Genomic DNA, 16,970 nt, shown 5'->3' with positions numbered 1-16,970 from the left:
GACTCATCGCCGTACCGGCTTGATGCCCTCCAGCGTCGGCACCACCGGCTTGATGCCGCCGTCGGCCGCGAACTCCATGCGGTCGATGGTGGTCTCCCGGTGCATGCCGTCGCCGCCGGGCCTGCCGGGGCCGTTGAGGGCGAAGCGGTGGTAGACCATGTACCAGTCGTCGGTGCCCGGGGTGTTCACCACCGAGTGGTGACCGGTGCCGAGGATGCCGTACTCCGGCCGCTTCTGAAGGATCGTCCCGCGCTTGGTCCACGGGCCGAGCGGGGACGGACCCGTCGCGTACGCCACGTGGTAGTTCTCGCTGCGGGTGTCGTCCTCCGACCACATGAAGTAGTACGTGCCCTTCCGCTTGATCACGAAGGAACCCTCGCGGAAGTTGTCGGGGGTGATGTCCTGCACCTTCGACGCGTCGAAGGACACCATGTCGTCGTTGAGCGGTACGACGTACCCGCGTCCGTTGCCCCAGTACAGGTACGCCTGGCCGTCGTCGTCCGTGAAGACCGACGGGTCGATCATCTGGCCCTTGAGCGCCCCGCCCTTGGCGACCAGCGGCTTGCCGAGCGCGTCCTTGAAGGGGCCGGCGGGGGAGTCGGCCACCGCCACGCCGATCTGCTGCTCGGCGCAGAAGTAGAAGTAGTACCTGCCGTTGCGCTCGGCGATCGCGGGCGCCCAGGCGTACTTGTCGGCCCAGGTCACGTCAGGCCCGAGGTCGACGATGACGCCGTGGTCCTTCCAGTGGACCAGGTCCTTCGACGAGTACGCCTTGAACTTGGTGCCGCTCCAGCCCTGGAAGCCGTCCGTCGTCGGGTAGATCCAGTACCTGCCGTTGAGGTAGTGCACGTCCGGGTCGGCGTTCAGGCCGGGCAGCATGGGGCTGCGGGTGCGGACCGCCTCGACCGTCCAGGTGCGCTTGGTGCCGTCGGCCGCCGTCACGGTGTACTTCTGCGGCGTGCGGAAGTCGCGGCGCGTGCCGGACTTCGGGCTCAGCACGGCGCCCTCACCCACCCACAGTTTCGGGGCCAGACCACGCAGATCGGCATCCGGCTCCATCGGCAGGACGACCTTGGACGCGCCGTCCGTGACGATCGAGTAGCCCTTCTGGTGCTTCGCCGTCGCGTCCACGACCGAGGTGGGCGTGGCCGGGTACGCCGCCAGCAGCCGGTCGTACTCCTTCTGTGTCACCGGGAGCACCGTGCCGTGCCGGGGGCTCGCCGGGAGCTGGTAGTCCGTGGACGGGGTCCACTTGCCCGAGGCGAGGTCGGTGGTCTCGAACGGGATGTAGCCGCGTCCGCCGTACTCGTCGCTGAACAGGTACCACTTCTTCTCGGTGTTCGACTTGAACACCGTCGGGCCCTCACCGCGGTCCATCGCGCCCTTGCCGATGCAGTCGGCCACGAACTCGTACTTCGTCGAGGTCAGGGACGTCGACTTCTCACCGGTGATGAACTTCGAGCAGGGGCTGGAGGAGCTGGGGTCCCGCTCGTCCTTGGTGTAGCGGTAGTACTCGTCCTTGTACTTCACGACCGTGGAGTCGATCACCGAGTAGCCGGGGTCGTTCCAGATCTTCGGCTCGCTGAAGGTCCGGAAGTCCTTGGTCGTCGCGTACATCATCTTGTTGTACGTGTTGCCCTTGTGCTCCGGGTCGTCGTCGGCGTACAGCTTCGACGCCCAGAAGACGACGTACTCACCGAGCTCGTCGTCCCAGTAGGCCTCCGGGGCCCAGGTGTTGCCCGCGTTGTCCGGGGAGACCTTCACCAGGCGCTGGTCGGTCCAGTTGACCAGGTCGGTGGACTCCCAGACCATGATCGACTTGCTGCCGTGCCGCTGCACCTGGTCCCAGCTGCCACTGGAGTTCTGGTACATCCGCAGGTCGGTGGCGATCAGGAAGAACTTGTCGCCCTTGGGGGAGCGGATCACGAACGGGTCGCGCAGGCCCTTCTCGCCGATCGTCGACGTCAGGACCGGCTTGCCGGCGTTCAGCTCACGCCAGTGCAGCGCGTCGTTGCCCCGGCTGAGGGCGTAACGGATCTGCTCGCCGTCGGCGGTGCCCTCGCCCGTGAAGTAGGCGAAGAGATAGCCGGCGTACTTGGAGTGCTTCACGGGTGGTGCTCCGGAGTCCGCGGCGCCGGGGGGCGCCGTGAGAAGGGTCAGGAGGAGGCCGGTCAGGGCCAGGAACGGGAGCAGGAGCGTGCGGGGGCGCATGACACTTCCTGTCGGAGTCTGGGGGATTCTGTTGGGTAGCGGCCATCGGAGTTTCACCGGACGGGGACAGGGCGTCAACGGGTGTGCATGAGGCGGGTGGTTCCGAAACTTTCGCAAGCTCGGGCACGCCGGTGCACGTGACGGCGGCAACCCTTTCGCTGCGCGGCGGCGACTGCTGGTCGGAAACGGGACGGAGCGGGCCCCTCCCGACCGTTTCCGTCCCCGTTCCCCAGGAAAGGACCGCTTCGTGCTGCTCAGCGCAGGACGCCACCGCAGGACCCGTACGCTCGCCATCGCCGCCGCGGTGGTCTGCGCCTCGGGGGCGGGCGGCGTCTACCTCGGGCTCTCGGGAGGCGGCGCGCAGGCCGCCTCGTCGACGGTCACCGTCTCCACCGCGGCCCAGCTCGAAGCGGCCGTGAAGAACGCCACCGCGGGGATCACCATCCAGGTCCGCGGCGGCACCTACTATCCGGCCGCGACCCTCAAGTCCACGGCGAACGGCACCAGTTCGGCTCGCATCACCCTGCGGGCGTACGGCGGTGAGAAGGTCCGGATCGACGGTTCGAAACTGCCCGCCGGCTCCTGGCTGGCCGCCGTCCACGGCGACCACTGGACCGTCCAGGACCTCACCTTCGTCAACTCACCCGCCCAGGGCTTCGTCGCCACGTCCTCCGCCGGAGGCGTCTTCAAGAACCTCGTCACAGCGGACAACGGGGACTCCGGCTTCACCCTGCGCGGCGACGGCACGACCGGCAACCTCGTGCAGAACCTGGACAGCCACGGCAACTACGACCCGGCCGGCCACGGCCAGAACGCCGACGGCATCGCCGTCAAGTTCGGCTCCGGGACGGGCAACAGGATCACCGGCGCCCGGCTGTACGACAACTCCGACGACGGCCTCGACCTCTGGCAGTTCTCCTCACCGGTCACCATCGAGCACTCCTGGGCCTTCGGCAACGGCGAGAACCGCTGGAACGACCCCGCCTTCGAGGGCAACGGCAACGGTTTCAAACTGGGCGGCGGCGGAGCGTCGGTCGCCCATGTCGTCAACAACAACGCCGCCTGGGACAACACGCTGCACGGCTTCACCGAGAACTCCAACACCGGCGCCGTCGCCCTGAACCGCAACACCACGTATGCCAACGCCCACAACGGCTTCTCCTTCGCCACCGGCAAAGCCCGCCTCGGCAAGAACCTCGCCGTGAGCGACAAGGGCGGCCCCGCCGAGCTGGGCTCCGCGGCCGTCTCCGCCGGAAACAGCTGGGACAGCGGCGTCGCCACCCCGCCCTTCAGATCGACGGACGCGAGAAGCGCGTACGGAGCGCGCCGGGCGGACGGCTCCCTCCCGGCGACCACGTTCCTGACGACCGGCTCCACGGCCATCGGCTCGACGATGGACTAGGGCGTGTCCGTAAAGTCCCGTCGTCCGCCCGGAGGGCGGGCCCTGCGGCGTTCGGTGCGTGCTCTGGGTGCCCCCCGGCCGAAGGCTGGGGGAGTGCCGGGCGGACGCCCGCGTACTGGTTGTACGCGGGTGTTCGGCCGGTGCGGCGAGTGGGGGCACCTCCCACGCCCTTAAGGCAGTGGGGGAGCGTGCCGGGCGTCGCGGGGCAGGCGGGACTTTACGGACACGCCCTAGAGCATCCGCCGAGCGGGCGCACGCGACGACGCCCCCACCGGTGTGAACCGGCGGGGGCGTCCTGCCGTCTGGCCGAGGGGGGCTCGGCCAGGGCTGTTCGACCGTCCGGAGGGGGGCTCCGGAGGGTCGGGGTGCCGGGAAGTCCGACTGGGGCCCGGACATCCGGCATCCGGCCGGCCCGAGGGGGATTCGGGCCGGCCGGAGCTCACACGTGCTGCGGCATCACTGGTAGCTGATGTCCGAGGCCTTGAACTTGCAGGTCTTGCCGTCCGGCCCGGGAGGGGTCAGCTCCTTGGGCTCCTTGCCCGTGTTGTTGCCCTCGAAGCGCACACACGTCTTGATCTTCTTCTTGCTGTCGCCGTGGATGCGGATCTTCGACAGCGTGGCCGTGTCGCCGTAGTTGGCGTTCACGCCGACGATCGAGTTCATGGGCGCCGTGACGTCGATGTCGTTCAGCACGACCGTGCGCTTGTACTGCGTCTTGCAGTTGCCGCAGGAGCGCACCAGCTTCCCGGCGTTCTGCACCTGGAAGCCCGAGACGTTCAGCGTGCCGGCGCCGTTGAACTGGAGCACCTTGTCGTCGGCGTTCTTCGCGCCGCCGCCGATCACCTTGTACACGGCCGACGACGACTTGCCCTTGAAGCTGGCCGCGTCCTCGCCGACGTCCGTCCACCACACGTTCTGGAGCGTGCAACTGCCCTTGCAGTGCACACCGTCCGCGGCCGGGGTGCCGATGATGACGTTCTTGAGCGTCGCGCCGTCGGCCAGCTCGAAGAGGGGGGCCTGGCCCTCGTCCTGGCTGTCGCCGCCGAGCGCGCCGGAGCCGTAGAACATCTTCATCCCGCCGTCGCGGACACCGGAGACCGCGATGGTCTCCGACACGGGCGTCTTGCCCTTGTCCGTGGGCCAGGAGGACGCGGCGCCCGCGGTGGACAGCATCGACGTGGTGACGATCGCCGCTCCCGTGATGCCGAACGCCGATAACCCGGCGATCATGGCCCGCCGCTTGGTGAGCCGGCGGCGATGGCGGACGCGCTGTTCTGCTGGTGCAGTCATGTACCGATTCCTCAATGGGTGGTGACTCTTGCGTCTGGTGGTCGCCACCGGTGAGGAAAGGGTTGCCGTGCCTTCAGGAATTTTTCACGAGTCGTCGTCGGTGCCGTCCACGGCCGCGAAACCGCCGCCCACGGACAGCCGCTCCGCACCGGCCGCGGCCGTCACCGTGTACCGGTCGGCGCCGGCGTCACGGCCGCCTCGCTCGTGGTCGAACTGGCCCGCGAACACCCACTCGCCCGCCGGGACCTTGCGGCCCTCCTTCAGGGTCCAGGTGTAGACGAGGAAGCCGTCCCGCTCGCCGACCGTGAGCCTGAAGTCCTGCTCGGGCAGCGACCGCCAGGCGCCCGCGTCGGAGACCCCGCCGGTCTGGGCGACGCTCAACCGCACGGTCAGCGCGGTCAGTTCCTCGCGCGTCTTGATCGTGATGTTGCTCTGCGCCCAGAAGTCGTTGCTGTGCGGGTCCACCGAGCCGTCCGACCACAGCGGCCCGTCCTCCGTGGCGGCGGGCGGCCGCCCGGTGACGGAGGTGCTCGGCGTCCGCGAGGGCGGCGGGGCGGACTCGCGGCGCTCCGGCGGGGCGGACGGCGTGGGATCCACCGGCGGCGCCGGGGCCCGGCTCGTCGCCTCCGGCGACGGCGTGGGCGTCGGCGACGTCGCCACGTCCTGCTGCTGCGGGGCGGTCTCCTCCTTCACCGCGGACGCGACCGCGTAACCGCCCACCGCCAGCACGCCCGCCACCGCGGCCGTCGCACCGGCCACCCGCATCCACCCGAACACCGGCGGACGCGTCGCCCGGTGGCCGGCACCGGCCGGACCGGCCATACCGCGCTCGACCCGGGCCAGGATCTGCTCCCGGTCGGGCTGGTGCGTCCCGGCCGCCTCGTGCAGCCGGGCGCGCAGCTCCTCGTGCACGTCCCGCCGCATGGTCATCGGTCCCTTCCTCCGCCCTCACCGGTGCGCGCCCGCAAGCTTTCCACGACCGGCGAGCAACGGGGAGCGCCCACCGCCGCGTGCATCCGCTGCGGTACTCCCTGTGTGCCCAGCAACCGCTGGAGTTCGGCCATTCCCTTGGAGGTCTGGCTCTTCACCGTACCCACCGAGACGCCGAGGGCGAGCGCGGTGTCCTTCTCCGAGAGGTCGAACGCGTGCCGCAGCACCACACAGGCCCGCTTGCGGAACGGCAGCCTGCGCAACGCCTCCTGGACGTCGACCACGCCCGCGACGTCCGGGTTCTCGGTGTTCTCCTCGCGCTGCGACCAGAACAGGGCGATGCGCCGCCGCTCCCGCACGGCGCTGCGGATCCGGGTCCGGGCCAGGTTGGCGACCACACCCCGTGCGTACGCCGCCGGATGGTCGGCGGCGCGCACCCGGTCCCAGCGGTGCCACAGCGCCAGCAACGCGTCCGCCGCCAGGTCGTCGGCGGTGTCCGACTCGCCCGTCAGCAGGTAGGCCAGGCGGGACAGTTCGGCGTAGTGACGCTCGAAGAAGGCGTGGAACTCCACGGAGGCGGCGTCGTCGACGACTGTGCCCACGGGCGACCTCTCCTCGCAGCGGCTTCGGGCACCCCGGGCCGGGGTGCCTATGCGTGTCATGTAGATGACATGTGATCATCCGGGGGAGGTCCGGACGAGATCGGGAAGCGTAGCAGCGTTCTCAGGATGGTTCGTACGGAGCTTCGAACGGCGTATGGCAGGCCGGACTCTGATTCCGTAACACGAAGAAAACCTGAATGTGGTTCAACGCGGGAACAATCCAGCCAGCATCCGCACACCGATCACCCAGGCACCGAGGAGCACCAGTCATGTCCGAATCCCAGAAGGTGGCCGACCGGCCCGACGCCGCACCACCGGCGGTGAACAGCGTCGACCGGTTCTTCAAGATCTCCGAGCGGGGATCCACCTTCGGCCGTGAGATTCGCGGCGGCTTCGCCACCTTCTTCACGATGGCCTACATCCTTGTCCTGAATCCCATCATCCTGGGCAGCGCGAAGGACAAGTTCGGGCACCAGCTGGACGCCGTCCAGCTCACCACCGCCACCGCCCTGGTGGCCGCGGTCATGACGATCATCATGGGCGTGGGCGGCAATCTGCCCCTCGCGCTCGCCGCCGGACTCGGCCTGAACGCCGTGGTCGCCTTCCAGATCGCCCCGCTGATGAGCTGGGACGACGCGATGGGGCTGATCGTCCTCGAAGGCCTGCTGATCTGCGTGCTGGTGGTGACCGGCCTGCGCGAGGCCGTCATGCACGCCATACCCCAGCCGCTCAAGCAGGCGATCAGCGTCGGTATCGGCCTGTTCATCGCCTTCATCGGCTTCGTCGACGCCGGCTTCGTCAGCCGCATCCCGGACGCCGCGAACACCACCGTGCCGGTTCAGCTGGGCGGCACGGGAACGCTCACCGGGTGGCCGATTCTCGTCTTCTGCCTCGGCGTTCTGCTGACGATCGGCCTGCTCGCCCGCAAGGTCAAGGGCGCCATCCTGATCAGCATCGTCACCATGACGGCGCTGGCGATAGTGATCAACTCCATAGCCGACATCAAGAGCTGGGGCCTGACCACACCCTCCTGGCCCGACAAGCTCGTCGACGCCCCCGACTTCGGACTCGTCGGCGACTTCGACCTGTTCGGCGCCTTCAGCGCCCCCGGCGTCGGCGTCATCACCGTCGTGCTGCTGATCTTCACCCTGATCCTGTCGGACTTCTTCGACACCATGGGCACGGTCGTCGGCATCAGCGCCGAGGCGGGCCTGCTCGACGAGGAGGGCAAGGTCCCGAACCTCGGCCGGGTGCTGCTGATCGACGGCGCCGCGGCGGTCGCGGGCGGCGCGGCCTCGGCCTCCTCGGCGACCTCCTACATCGAGTCCGCGGCCGGCGTCGGCGAGGGCTCGCGCACCGGCTTCTCCAACCTGGTCACCGGCTCACTGTTCGGCCTCGCGCTGTTCCTGACCCCGCTGCTCACCATCGTCCCGCTCCAGGCGGCCGCCCCCGCCCTGGTCGCCGTCGGCTTCCTGATGATGACCCAGGTCAAGCACATCGACTGGGACCGCTACGACATCGCCATCCCCGCGTTCCTCACGATCGCCGTGATGCCGTTCACCTACTCCATCACCAACGGCATCGGCGCCGGCTTCCTCGCCTACGTCGTCATCAAGACCGTGCTCGGCAAGGCCAAGGAGGTCCACTGGCTGCTGTGGGGTACCTCGGCGCTGTTCCTCGTGTACTTCGCGATCGACCCGATCGAGCAGCTGCTGGGAGCGAAGTAACGATGACGGGCCGCTCCCGGGGGGAGGGGGGCGGCCCGTCTCGTCTCTACAGACGGCTTATCGGCAGCTGAGGTTCAGTCCTTGAGCGCGGCTTCCATCATCGCCTTGGCGACCGGCGCCGCCAGGCCGTTGCCGCTGACCTCCGAGCGAGCCGCGTTCGACTGCTCGACGACGACCGCCACGGCGACCTCCTTGCCCGACGAGTCGGACTTCCCGTACGAGGTGAACCAGGCGTACGGCACCTGGCTGTTGTTCTCGCCGTGCTGGGCCGTACCCGTCTTGCCGCCCACGGTCGCGCCCGGGACCTGGGCGTTCGTGCCCGTGCCCTGGTCCACGACCGTCTGCATCGCCGACTGCAACTGCTCGGCGGTCGAGGAACTGACGATCTCCTTCGAGCCCGCCTCGTCGTCGTAGTCCTGCAACACATCACCACCGCTGTTGGTGATCTGCGAAACCATATGCGGGGAAACCAGCTTGCCGCCGTTGGCTATGGCCGCCGACACCATGGCCATCTGGAGCGGCGTCGCGGTGACGTCGAACTGGCCGATGCCCGTCAGGGCCGTCTGCGACGGGTACATGTCCGACGGGTACACGCTCGTGTAGGCCCGCACCGGCACGTCCAGCTTGTCGTCGTTGAAGCCGAACTTCTCGGCCATCGCCTTCACCTTGTCCTGGCCCAGCTGTACGGCCATCTTCGCGAAGACGTTGTTGCACGAGTACTCCAGCGCCGTGCGGATGGTGGCGTTCGTGCAGGGCGCGTTCGGGTTCTCGTTCGTCAGCTCCCGCGTGGTGCCCGGCAGCGTGTACGGGTCGGGGCTGGCCGTCTTCTCGTCCACCGACGAGTACAGGCCGTCCTCCAGGGCGGCCGCCGCCACGACCAGCTTGAACGTCGAACCCGGCGGCAGCGGCTGCCGCAGCGCACGGTTGACCAGCGGCTTCTCCGGGTCCGCCGTGAGCTTCTTCCAGGCCGCCCCCGCGGTGTTGGCGTCGGTCAGCGACGAGGGGTCGTACGACGGGGACGACACGACCGCGAGGATCTTCCCGGTCTTCGGGTCGATGGCGACGGCCCCGCCCTTCTTGTCGCCGAGCGCGTCGAACGCCGCCTTCTGCACGTCCGGGTCGATCGTCGTGACCACGTTGCCCGGGTCGGCCCGCTGGTTGGTGATGGTGTCCATCACGGACTTCAGCCGGCTGTCCGTGCCGTTGAGCAGGTCGGTGTAGATGCCCTCCAGTTGGGTCGGCGCGTACGCCTGCGACGCGTAACCCGTCACCGCCGCGTACAGCTCGCCGTCCCTGTATGTGCGCTTGTACTTCAGGTCGCCGGTCGTCGTCGGGGCCGAGCCGGTGACCGACCGGCCGCCCACGATGATGTTCCCGAGCGGCGCCGAGTACGTCTCGATGGCGTTCCGCCGGTTGTCCTTGTCGTCTGCGAGCGCCTGGCCCTCGTAGAACTGCACCCAGGTCGCCCTGACCAGCAGAGCGAACACCAGCAGCAGCGCGAAGACCGATGCGCGCCTGATCGTCTTGTTCATCCCGGACTGAGGACGAACCACACCGGGCGGATCGTTCCCGCCCGTCCTGTTTTCTCATCCGGCGTTCAGGAAGCCCGCCTCGTACGCCGCGATGACCGCCTGCGTGCGGTCCCGGGTGCCCGTCTTGGCCAGCACCGCCGCCACGTGCGACTTCACCGTGGCGGGGCCCACCTCCATCCGGCGGGCGATCTCCGCGTTGGTCAGCCCCTCCGCCATGTGCCGCAGCACCTCCCGCTCGCGTCCCGTGAGCTTCGCCACCCACGCGGGCGGCGCCGGGTGCGCGCGTGCGTGCTCGGTCGCGAGGGTGCGGACGGCCGCCGGGAACAGCAGGCTGTCGCTGCGCGCCACCAGCCGGACCGTCTGCACGAGCGCGTCGGCGTCCGCCCGTTTCAGCAGGAACCCGGCGGCTCCGGCGCGCAGCGCGTCGTACACGTAGGAGTCGTTCTCGAAGGTCGTCACGACGACGATCCGGGGCGGCTCGTCCAGGGTGGCGAGGATCTGCTCGGTGGCCCGGATGCCGTCGATCTCCGGCATGCGGACGTCCATGAGGACGACGTCCGGCCGCAGGTCCCGTACGACCGACACGGCCTCGGCGCCGGTGGCCGCCTCGCCCACCACCTCCAGGTCCGGTTCGGCGGAGAGGATGGCCCGCAGGGCGGTGCGGACCATGCGCTCGTCGTCGGCGAGGACGACACGGATCGGCGTCGGGCGGGTCATGCGGTTCCTTTCATCGGCAGACGTACGTGCAGCCGCCAGGTCTCTCCGGCCGGTCCGGCCGTCATGGTCCCGCCGAGCAGCCTGACCCGGTCCGCGATGCCGCGCAGCCCGTGGCCGCCGCCGGGGCGGGAGGACGCGGGGCCGGTGACCGTCGCTGGTCCGGTGACCGTCGCGGGGCCGGTCACCGGATTTTCCACGGTGATCTCCAGCCACCCGTCCGCCGCCGCGATCCGGACGTCCACGGCGACCCGGTCGCCCGCGTGTTTGAGTGCGTTGCTCAGCCCCTCCTGCACGATCCGGTAGCCCTCGCGGGACAACAGCGGGGGGAGGGACTCCGGGTCGGCGTCGACCGTGGCCGTCACGCGCTGTCCGCCCGCCCGGGTGCGGCGCAGCAGACCGTCGAGGTCGGCCGCGAGGGTCGGCGCCGGGGCCGTGCCGGGGGCGCCGCCCTCGCGCAACACGCCCAGCACGGCGTCGAGTTCGCCGACGGTACGCCGGGTCGTGTCCTCGATCGCGGCGAGGGCCTCGCGGACGAACTCCGGGTCGGAGTCGAGGACGCGGCGCGCCGCGCTCGCCTGGAGGGTGACGGCGCTCAGCGCGTGGCCGACGGAGTCGTGCAGCTCCCGCGCCAGCCGGTTGCGCACGGCCAGGTCGGCGGCGCGTGCCTCGGCGGCCGCGAGCCGGCCCTCGGGAGACGGGCCGAGCAGCGCGGGCGCCCAGCGGGCCAGCAGCGCACCGCTGCCGGCGGCACAGCCGGCGAGGGCCACGAGCATCGCCGCGCCCGCGACCGGTGCGAGTGCCAACGCCCAGGCGTGGTCGAAGACTTCGGGCAGCCCGAGCCGGGTGCCGCCGAGTCCCGCGAAGACCGGCAGCAGGATCAGCACGGTGGCGAACGGCGGCACGGCCAGCGACATCCCGGCGATGATCCCGCCGAACCCGAGATGCAGCGTGAACCAGCTCGCCGTACGGCCCTTCTCGCCCCGCGTCCGGGCCGGTCCGAAGGCGAGCCGGTCCGCGTCGACACCGCACAGCCAGCGCGCGGCGGCGGCCTCCAGCGGCCGGGTCAGCGGGAACACGGACGTGACGGCGGCGAGCGGCAGCCCCACGCCGAAGGAGGCGAGCTGGAGCGGGAAGGACCCGAAGACGTTCGTGCTGCCGGTGGCCGGACCGATGATCACCGAGCCGACCAGGACGTACGGCATGGCGAGCGCGCCGCCGAGGATCAGATGCACCCAGCGCAGCCGGGCCCGCCGGCCGAACAGGGACCGGGCGGCCTGTCTCACGCGGTCCGCCGTGCGGCCCGGGCCGAGCGCTCGGCGAAGTAGTAGACGCCGATGGCGGCGACGAGGAATCCGACGAGCATCTGCCCAGCGTAGGCGAGGTTCATCAGCGGGGTGGGACGGTCGGCGATGTCCTCCACGCCGCCGAGAGAGGCGAGCGTCAGCCAGCCGCCCCAGCAGGCCACGGCGCCCGAGCCGACCCAGGCCAGGCCGAGCGGCACCGCCGCGGGCAGCGCCCGGCCGCGCCGGAAGGCCAGCAGGAAGCCGCCGGCGACGGCCGCGACGAGGAACGCCGCGTGGACGGCTTCCAGGACGTGGAAGTCACCGCCCCGGTCCGCCGCCCGGCCCTCGCTGAGTCCGGCGGTGACACCGCAGGCCCAGAGCACGTGGAGGGTGAGGGGCAGCAGGGCGAGTACGGCGGCCACGGCGGCGAGGGCCCGGTGCGCCGGCCCGACGACGCCGACGGGCAGTTCCCAGACCCGGCCCCGCCACAGATACCCCCAGCGGTCGCGGGCGTACAGCACGAACAGGCCGCCGAGGGCGAGCCCTTGGAGGATGAACCCCGTGTACACCACGGTGAACACCCACTCGTGGAGGAAGGGCTCATGGCCCTGGTCCGATACGGAACCGCCTCCGAACGCCCTCACGACGAGCTGCGCCGGGAACCCGGCCATGATCGGCGCGAGCAGCCCGGTGGCGACCCACACGGGGAACGCGAGCAGCCACGCGGGCACCCGCAGCCCCCACGGCCGGGTCAGCACCAGCGCCAGCACGATCACCGCGCTGTCCAGCAGCACGGACAGACCGTTGATCACGGCCATGCCCACCCGGTCGTCGAGCAGTCCGCTCCCCTCGGGGATGCCGACCTGGCTCCCGGCGATCCAGGCGGCCTTGAGCCCCAGGTACGGCACGCAGGAGAGGACGGCGACGGCACGGAGGATCCGCCGGGGCCCGCTGAGGCGGACGGCGGGGCCGGGAACGGGTGCGGGAGCGAGTGACTGCGTCATGCGCTCAGGCTCCCGCGAGGCAGGCCGACGGCACCTCCTGCACGACGACGATCCGCCTCCGCCGGACGGGGGAGAGGCGAGGGCAGCCGCTCAGCCCTCCAGGAGCAGGACCGTCTCCTCGATCTCGGCGCCCCGCGCGTTGGCATACCCGCTGGCCGTGGCGACGACACGGAACCCGCACTTCTCCAGTACCCGCAGCGAGCCCGCGTTGTCCGACGCCGCCCGGGCGTACAACGGGCGCTCGGGGACCTCTGTGACCAGCGCCCGCAGGGCCGCCGTGGCGATGCCCTTCCCCCAGTACGCGCGGTCGACCCAGTACGTCACCTCGCGTTCGCCCGGCACGCCGTACACCGCCGCGCTGCCGACCACGTCGCCGTCGGCCAGCACCGTGCGGACCACGGCGTCGGAGGACCGGATCTTGGCCCAGTGGGCGTCGAAGGCGTCCCGGTCGGCCGGTTCCCCGGGGGTGAAGGCCGCCATGTGGAGAGCCTCGGGGTCGTTCATCTGCCGGAAGAAGACCGGCAGATCGCTGTCGTGGACCTGGCGCAGCTCGACATTCATGTCTCAGAGCCTACGGGTGGCCAGTGTCAGCCGGTCCCGCGCGTCGAACAGCGCGTCCTTCACGAGCTGTTCGTGCGCCGGGGTCAGCCGGGCCACCGGCACCGAGCAGCTGATGGCGTCCCGCGCCGGCGTGCGGTACGGAATGGCCACCCCGAAGCAGCGCAGCCCCAGCGTGTTCTCCTCGCGGTCCACGGCGAAGCCCTGCTCCCGGACCTGGTGCAGCTCCTCGATGAGCTTCTCGCGGTCGGTGATCGTGTTCTCGGTCAGCGCGGGCAGCGTCTCCGGGAGCATCTTGCGGACCTGCTCGTCCGAGTAGGTGCTCAGCAGCGCCTTGCCGAGGGACGTGGAGTGCGCGGGCAGCCGGCGGCCGACCCGGGTGAAGGGGCGCAGGTAGTGCTGCGACTGGCGGGTGGCGAGGTAGACGACGTTCGTGCCGTCGAGGCGGGCGAGGTGGATCGTCTCGGTCGTGTCGTCCGAGAGCCGGTCCAGCGTCGGGCGGGCCGCCGCCACGACCTCGTCGCCGTCGATGTAGGAGGTGCCGACCAGCAGGGCCCGCACCCCGATGCCGTACCGCGTGCCCGTCGCGTCGGTCTCCACCCAGCCCAGCTCGACGAGCGTGCGGAGCAGCATGTAGAGACTGGACTTGGGGTAGCCGACGGCCTCCTGGACCGCCGCGAGCGAGTGCATACCGGGACGCCCGGCGAAGTATTCGAGCAGTTCAACCGTTCGTACCGCGGACTTGACCTGCGCCCCGCCGCCCGTCTCGCCAGCCGACATCGCCCTTGACCCCTTCGTTCGACGGGAAATAGTCTCCACAGCATATTCATCATCAGAGACAGCGTTCAGTATATCGAACGCCCCTGGTGGATGACCCAGTACTGCGGCATTACATGTGTGGAGGGACCCGCGGTGGCAGCAGCACCAGTCTGGAGTGTCGACCCCCGAACCGGGAAGCAGCGTGAACAGGTTGCGGTGGAGGCCACAGCCCAGGAGGTCGACGCCGCCGTCCGCGCCGCGCACGAGGCGCGCGGCTCACTCGCGGACCGTACCGTGCGCGCGGCCTTCCTGCGCAGCGCCGCCGAAGAGCTTCAGGCGGCCAAGGACGGTCTCGTCGAGACCGCCGACGCCGAGACCGCGCTCGGCCCGGTCCGGCTGACCGGTGAGCTCGCCCGCACCTGCTACCAGCTGCGGGCCTTCGCCGACATCGTCGACGAGGGCGCCTTCCTCGACGTCGTCATCAACCACCCCGACGACACCGCGACCCCGCCGATCCCGGACCTGCGCCGTTACAAGGTGCCCCTGGGCGTCGTCGCCGTCTACTCGGCGTCGAACTTCCCGTTCGCCTTCTCGGTCGCCGGCGGCGACACCGCGAGTGCCCTCGCGGCCGGCTGCCCCGTCGTCGTCAAGGCGCACCCGGACCACCCGGCCCTGTCCGAGTACGTCGCGAAGGTGCTGCGCCGCGCCGCCGCCCGGCACGACATCCCCGAGGGCGTCCTCGGGCTGGTGCACGGCTTCGAGGCGGGCATCGAGCTGATCAAGCACCCGCTGGTCTCGGCGGCCGGCTTCACCGGGTCCGTGCGGGGTGGGCGTGCGCTGTTCGATGCGGCTGCCGCGCGTCCCGTGCCGATCCCGTTCCACGGCGAGCTGGGCTCGCTGAACCCCGTCGTCGTCACCGAGGCCGCCGCCGCCGAACGGGCCGAGGCGATCGGTGCGGGCCTCGCCGGTTCGATGACGCTGGGTGTCGGCCAGTTCTGTGTGAAGCCGGGCCTCGTCCTGGCGCCGGCCGGCGCCGCCGGTGACGCCCTGCTGAAGTCGCTGACCGACGCGGTCAGCGACACCGACGCGGGGGTCCTGCTCGACCACCGCATGCGCGACAACTTCGTCGCCGGCGTCGCCGAGCGGGCCGAGCTGCCCGACGTCGACTCCCCGGTCACCCCGGGCGCGGGCGGCGAGCACACCGTCAGCGCGGGATTCCTGACCGTTCCGGCGAGCAGGCTGGCGGCGGAGGGGGAGCACGACCTGCTCCTGGAGGAGTGCTTCGGGCCGGTCACCGTGGTGGCCCGCTACGAGGACGAGACCGAGGTGAAGGCCGTGCTGTCGCGGCTGCCGGGCAACCTCACGGCGACGGTGCAGCTGTCCGACGAGGAGGCCGCCGGCCAGGGCCGGGGCGCGGAGCTTCTCCAGGAGCTGACGCCGCTGGCCGGGCGCGTGCTGGTGAACGGCTGGCCGACGGGGGTCGCCGTCGCGCCGGCTCAGCATCACGGCGGGCCGTACCCGGCGACGACGTCCACGTCCACGTCGGTGGGCGGGACGGCGATCGAGCGGTGGTTGCGGCCGGTTGTCTACCAGAACGCTCCGGAGGCGCTGCTTCCGGCCGAGCTGCGGGACGAGAATCCGTTGGGACTGCCGCGGCGGTTCAACGGGCAGCTGGAGCGTTGACGCCGTAGGGGTGCGGGTGGGCTGCGGGTTCGTTGTGGTTGATCGCGCAGTTCCCCGCGCCCCTGAGGGCCGGACCTGAAAGACTCGGTTGAATGGATCTCGAGATTCCCGAACTTCCGTTCCCCCTGCGCTCCTACGGGCCCGAGGCCCATTGGTCCTACGAGGACGGGGTGCTGACCGGGTGGGCCGGGGCTCGGCAGGATCGGTTCGTGCCGCCCACCGGGGAAGGGCTGGACCCCGCGTCCGACGCGCCTCGGCTGCTCGGGGCGCCCGAAGGGGACTTCCAGCTGATCGCCCGGGTCACCGTCGGGTTCGGTGCGGCCTTCGACGCCGGGGTGCTCTACGTCAATGTCGGCGAGCGCGCCTGGGCCAAGCTCTGCCTGGAGTACTCCCCGGACGTGCCCACCGTCTGCACGGTGGTCACCCGGGGCCACTCCGACGACGCCAACTCCTTCGCCGTCGACGGCAGTTCCGTCTGGCTCCGGGTGAGCCGCACCGGCCGCGCCTTCGCCTTCCACGCCTCCCGCGACGGTGAACGGTGGACGTTCGTCCGCCTCTTCACGCTGGGCGACGAGAAGGAGACGGGCGCGGCCCTGATCGGCTTCATGACCCAGTCGCCGATGGGGGAGGGCTGCGTGGTGACGTACGACCGCGTTGAGTTCAGGCCGCACTGGCCGAACGACCTGCGCGACGGCAGCTGAAGCCTGTCGGGGAACCACGTCCCGGCCGGGGGACGTCCTCCGCTGCATGATCAAGAACCGAGTGACCCCCGACAGAGTGATCCGTACCGCCTTGCCCGCCGAGGTGGCGGACGTCGTCGCGCTGCACGCGCGTGCCCGGGCGACGTACTACCCCGACGGGCTGCCACAGGACGGCACCGACTGGCTCGCCATCTGGGAGAGCGCCCTCGCGCGGCCGGAGGGGCGGGTGTTGTGCGTGGTGGAGGCAGGGCGCATCGTCGGCCTGGCCTCCTTCCGGACTCCCGAGGGCGCCCCGGCGGACACGGTGAAGCTGTTCCAGTTCCACGTCGACCCCGACCACTGGCGCGGCGGCATCGGCACCGCCCTGCACGCGGCCTGCGTCGAGGAGTGGCAGGCCGACGGCCGGCGGACCGCCGTTCTCGACGTGCATGTCGACAACCTGCGGGCGCAGGGGTTCTACCGGCGGCAGGGGTGGGTGCCGGAACCGGCCGAGCCCGGGGACCACCATCTGACGATGCGGCTCTCCCTGGCCGCGGAATGAAATCGGCTGCTTGAACGTTCACCAACTCGG

15 protein-coding genes are annotated in these 16,970 nt (G+C 70.6%); 5 read left to right on the top strand and 10 right to left on the bottom strand.

The window, feature by feature from the left end:
* Positions 1-3 precede the first annotated feature (3 nt).
* Positions 4-2,211, bottom strand: a complete 2,208-nt coding sequence (locus tag CP976_RS10665) for a glycoside hydrolase family 43 protein (RefSeq protein WP_150480124.1) — start codon at positions 2,209-2,211, stop codon at positions 4-6.
* Between the two features lie 247 nt (positions 2,212-2,458).
* On the opposite strand from CP976_RS10665, the gene CP976_RS10660 reads away from it, so the two are divergent.
* A complete protein-coding gene (locus CP976_RS10660) occupies positions 2,459-3,613 on the top strand; it encodes a right-handed parallel beta-helix repeat-containing protein (RefSeq protein ID WP_150480123.1) in 1,155 nt (384 codons plus the stop codon).
* Positions 3,614-4,069: 456 nt separating this feature from the next.
* On the opposite strand, the gene CP976_RS10655 is transcribed toward CP976_RS10660, so the two are convergent.
* The 3 genes from CP976_RS10655 to CP976_RS10645 all read right to left on the bottom strand — a co-directional run bounded on the left by CP976_RS10655 (position 4,070) and on the right by CP976_RS10645 (position 6,435).
* Positions 4,070-4,903, bottom strand: coding sequence for a pectate lyase (locus CP976_RS10655; RefSeq protein WP_150480122.1), 834 nt, complete (start codon positions 4,901-4,903; stop codon positions 4,070-4,072).
* 84 nt (positions 4,904-4,987) lie between these two features.
* Entirely contained in the window at positions 4,988-5,833 is an 846-nt protein-coding gene (locus CP976_RS10650) for a hypothetical protein (RefSeq protein WP_150480121.1), read from the bottom strand.
* Positions 5,830-6,435 (bottom strand): SigE family RNA polymerase sigma factor, encoded by a 606-nt coding sequence (locus CP976_RS10645; protein ID WP_150480120.1) that lies wholly within the window; start codon positions 6,433-6,435, stop codon positions 5,830-5,832. The genes CP976_RS10650 and CP976_RS10645 overlap by 4 nt, the downstream gene beginning before the upstream one ends.
* 269 nt (positions 6,436-6,704) lie before the next feature.
* Between CP976_RS10645 and CP976_RS10640 the strand changes: the two genes are divergently transcribed.
* On the top strand, positions 6,705-8,162 hold the full coding sequence (locus CP976_RS10640) for an NCS2 family permease (RefSeq protein ID WP_150480119.1): 1,458 nt from the start codon (positions 6,705-6,707) through the stop codon (positions 8,160-8,162).
* A 74-nt stretch (positions 8,163-8,236) separates the two neighbouring features.
* Here CP976_RS10640 and CP976_RS10635 read toward each other — a convergent pair whose 3' ends face one another.
* The 6 genes from CP976_RS10635 to CP976_RS10610 all read right to left on the bottom strand — a co-directional run bounded on the left by CP976_RS10635 (position 8,237) and on the right by CP976_RS10610 (position 14,036).
* Positions 8,237-9,694, bottom strand: coding sequence for a peptidoglycan D,D-transpeptidase FtsI family protein (locus CP976_RS10635; protein WP_150480118.1), 1,458 nt, complete (start codon positions 9,692-9,694; stop codon positions 8,237-8,239).
* A gap of 54 nt (positions 9,695-9,748) precedes the next feature.
* The gene (locus tag CP976_RS10630) at positions 9,749-10,411 is read right to left on the bottom strand and encodes a response regulator transcription factor (RefSeq protein WP_150480117.1); all 663 of its coding nucleotides are present in this window, start codon (positions 10,409-10,411) and stop codon (positions 9,749-9,751) included.
* Positions 10,408-11,694: a sensor histidine kinase gene (locus CP976_RS10625; protein ID WP_150480116.1), complete on the bottom strand. Its 1,287-nt coding sequence runs from the start codon at positions 11,692-11,694 to the stop codon at positions 10,408-10,410. Before CP976_RS10625 ends, CP976_RS10630 begins: the two co-directional genes overlap by 4 nt.
* Positions 11,691-12,698: a hypothetical protein gene (locus CP976_RS10620; protein ID WP_150480115.1), complete on the bottom strand. Its 1,008-nt coding sequence runs from the start codon at positions 12,696-12,698 to the stop codon at positions 11,691-11,693. Before CP976_RS10620 ends, CP976_RS10625 begins: the two co-directional genes overlap by 4 nt.
* A gap of 90 nt (positions 12,699-12,788) precedes the next feature.
* A complete protein-coding gene (locus CP976_RS10615) occupies positions 12,789-13,259 on the bottom strand; it encodes a GNAT family N-acetyltransferase (protein WP_150480114.1) in 471 nt (156 codons plus the stop codon).
* A gap of 3 nt (positions 13,260-13,262) precedes the next feature.
* On the bottom strand, positions 13,263-14,036 hold the full coding sequence (locus CP976_RS10610; protein WP_010037854.1) for an IclR family transcriptional regulator: 774 nt from the start codon (positions 14,034-14,036) through the stop codon (positions 13,263-13,265).
* Between the two features lie 132 nt (positions 14,037-14,168).
* On the opposite strand from CP976_RS10610, the gene CP976_RS10605 reads away from it, so the two are divergent.
* The 3 genes from CP976_RS10605 (at position 14,169) to CP976_RS10595 (ending at position 16,940) form a co-directional block, all read left to right on the top strand.
* Entirely contained in the window at positions 14,169-15,698 is a 1,530-nt protein-coding gene (locus CP976_RS10605) for an aldehyde dehydrogenase (NADP(+)) (RefSeq protein WP_150480113.1), read from the top strand.
* Between the two features lie 92 nt (positions 15,699-15,790).
* Positions 15,791-16,399, top strand: coding sequence for a DUF1349 domain-containing protein (locus CP976_RS10600; RefSeq protein WP_150480112.1), 609 nt, complete (start codon positions 15,791-15,793; stop codon positions 16,397-16,399).
* A gap of 46 nt (positions 16,400-16,445) precedes the next feature.
* Positions 16,446-16,940 (top strand): GNAT family N-acetyltransferase, encoded by a 495-nt coding sequence (locus CP976_RS10595; RefSeq protein ID WP_190146937.1) that lies wholly within the window; start codon positions 16,446-16,448, stop codon positions 16,938-16,940.
* The last annotated feature ends 30 nt before the right edge of the window (positions 16,941-16,970 follow it).

The sequence above is a fragment of the Streptomyces coeruleorubidus genome, from assembly GCF_008705135.1.
Classification (GTDB): Bacteria; Actinomycetota; Actinomycetes; order Streptomycetales; family Streptomycetaceae; genus Streptomyces; species Streptomyces coeruleofuscus.
Note: the sequence above shows the minus strand (reverse complement) of the source record. Positions and strands in the feature narration are given on the sequence as shown.

Bases quoted from the DNA above. Each gene is read 5' to 3' on its own strand.
- CP976_RS10665 (WP_150480124.1), bottom strand. From the start codon at position 2,211: ATGCGCCCCCGCACGCTCCTGCTCCCGTTCCTGGCCCTGACCGGCCTC.
- CP976_RS10655 (WP_150480122.1), bottom strand. From the start codon at position 4,903: ATGACTGCACCAGCAGAACAGCGCGTCCGCCATCGCCGCCGGCTCACC.
- CP976_RS10650 (WP_150480121.1), bottom strand. From the start codon at position 5,833: ATGACCATGCGGCGGGACGTGCACGAGGAGCTGCGCGCCCGGCTGCAC.
- CP976_RS10640 (WP_150480119.1), top strand. From the start codon at position 6,705: ATGTCCGAATCCCAGAAGGTGGCCGACCGGCCCGACGCCGCACCACCG.
- CP976_RS10635 (WP_150480118.1), bottom strand. From the start codon at position 9,694: ATGAACAAGACGATCAGGCGCGCATCGGTCTTCGCGCTGCTGCTGGTG.
- CP976_RS10630 (WP_150480117.1), bottom strand. From the start codon at position 10,411: ATGACCCGCCCGACGCCGATCCGTGTCGTCCTCGCCGACGACGAGCGC.
- CP976_RS10620 (WP_150480115.1), bottom strand. From the start codon at position 12,698: ATGACGCAGTCACTCGCTCCCGCACCCGTTCCCGGCCCCGCCGTCCGC.
- CP976_RS10615 (WP_150480114.1), bottom strand. From the start codon at position 13,259: ATGAATGTCGAGCTGCGCCAGGTCCACGACAGCGATCTGCCGGTCTTC.
- CP976_RS10610 (WP_010037854.1), bottom strand. From the start codon at position 14,036: ATGTCGGCTGGCGAGACGGGCGGCGGGGCGCAGGTCAAGTCCGCGGTA.
- CP976_RS10600 (WP_150480112.1), top strand. From the start codon at position 15,791: ATGGATCTCGAGATTCCCGAACTTCCGTTCCCCCTGCGCTCCTACGGG.
- CP976_RS10595 (WP_190146937.1), top strand. From the start codon at position 16,446: ATGATCAAGAACCGAGTGACCCCCGACAGAGTGATCCGTACCGCCTTG.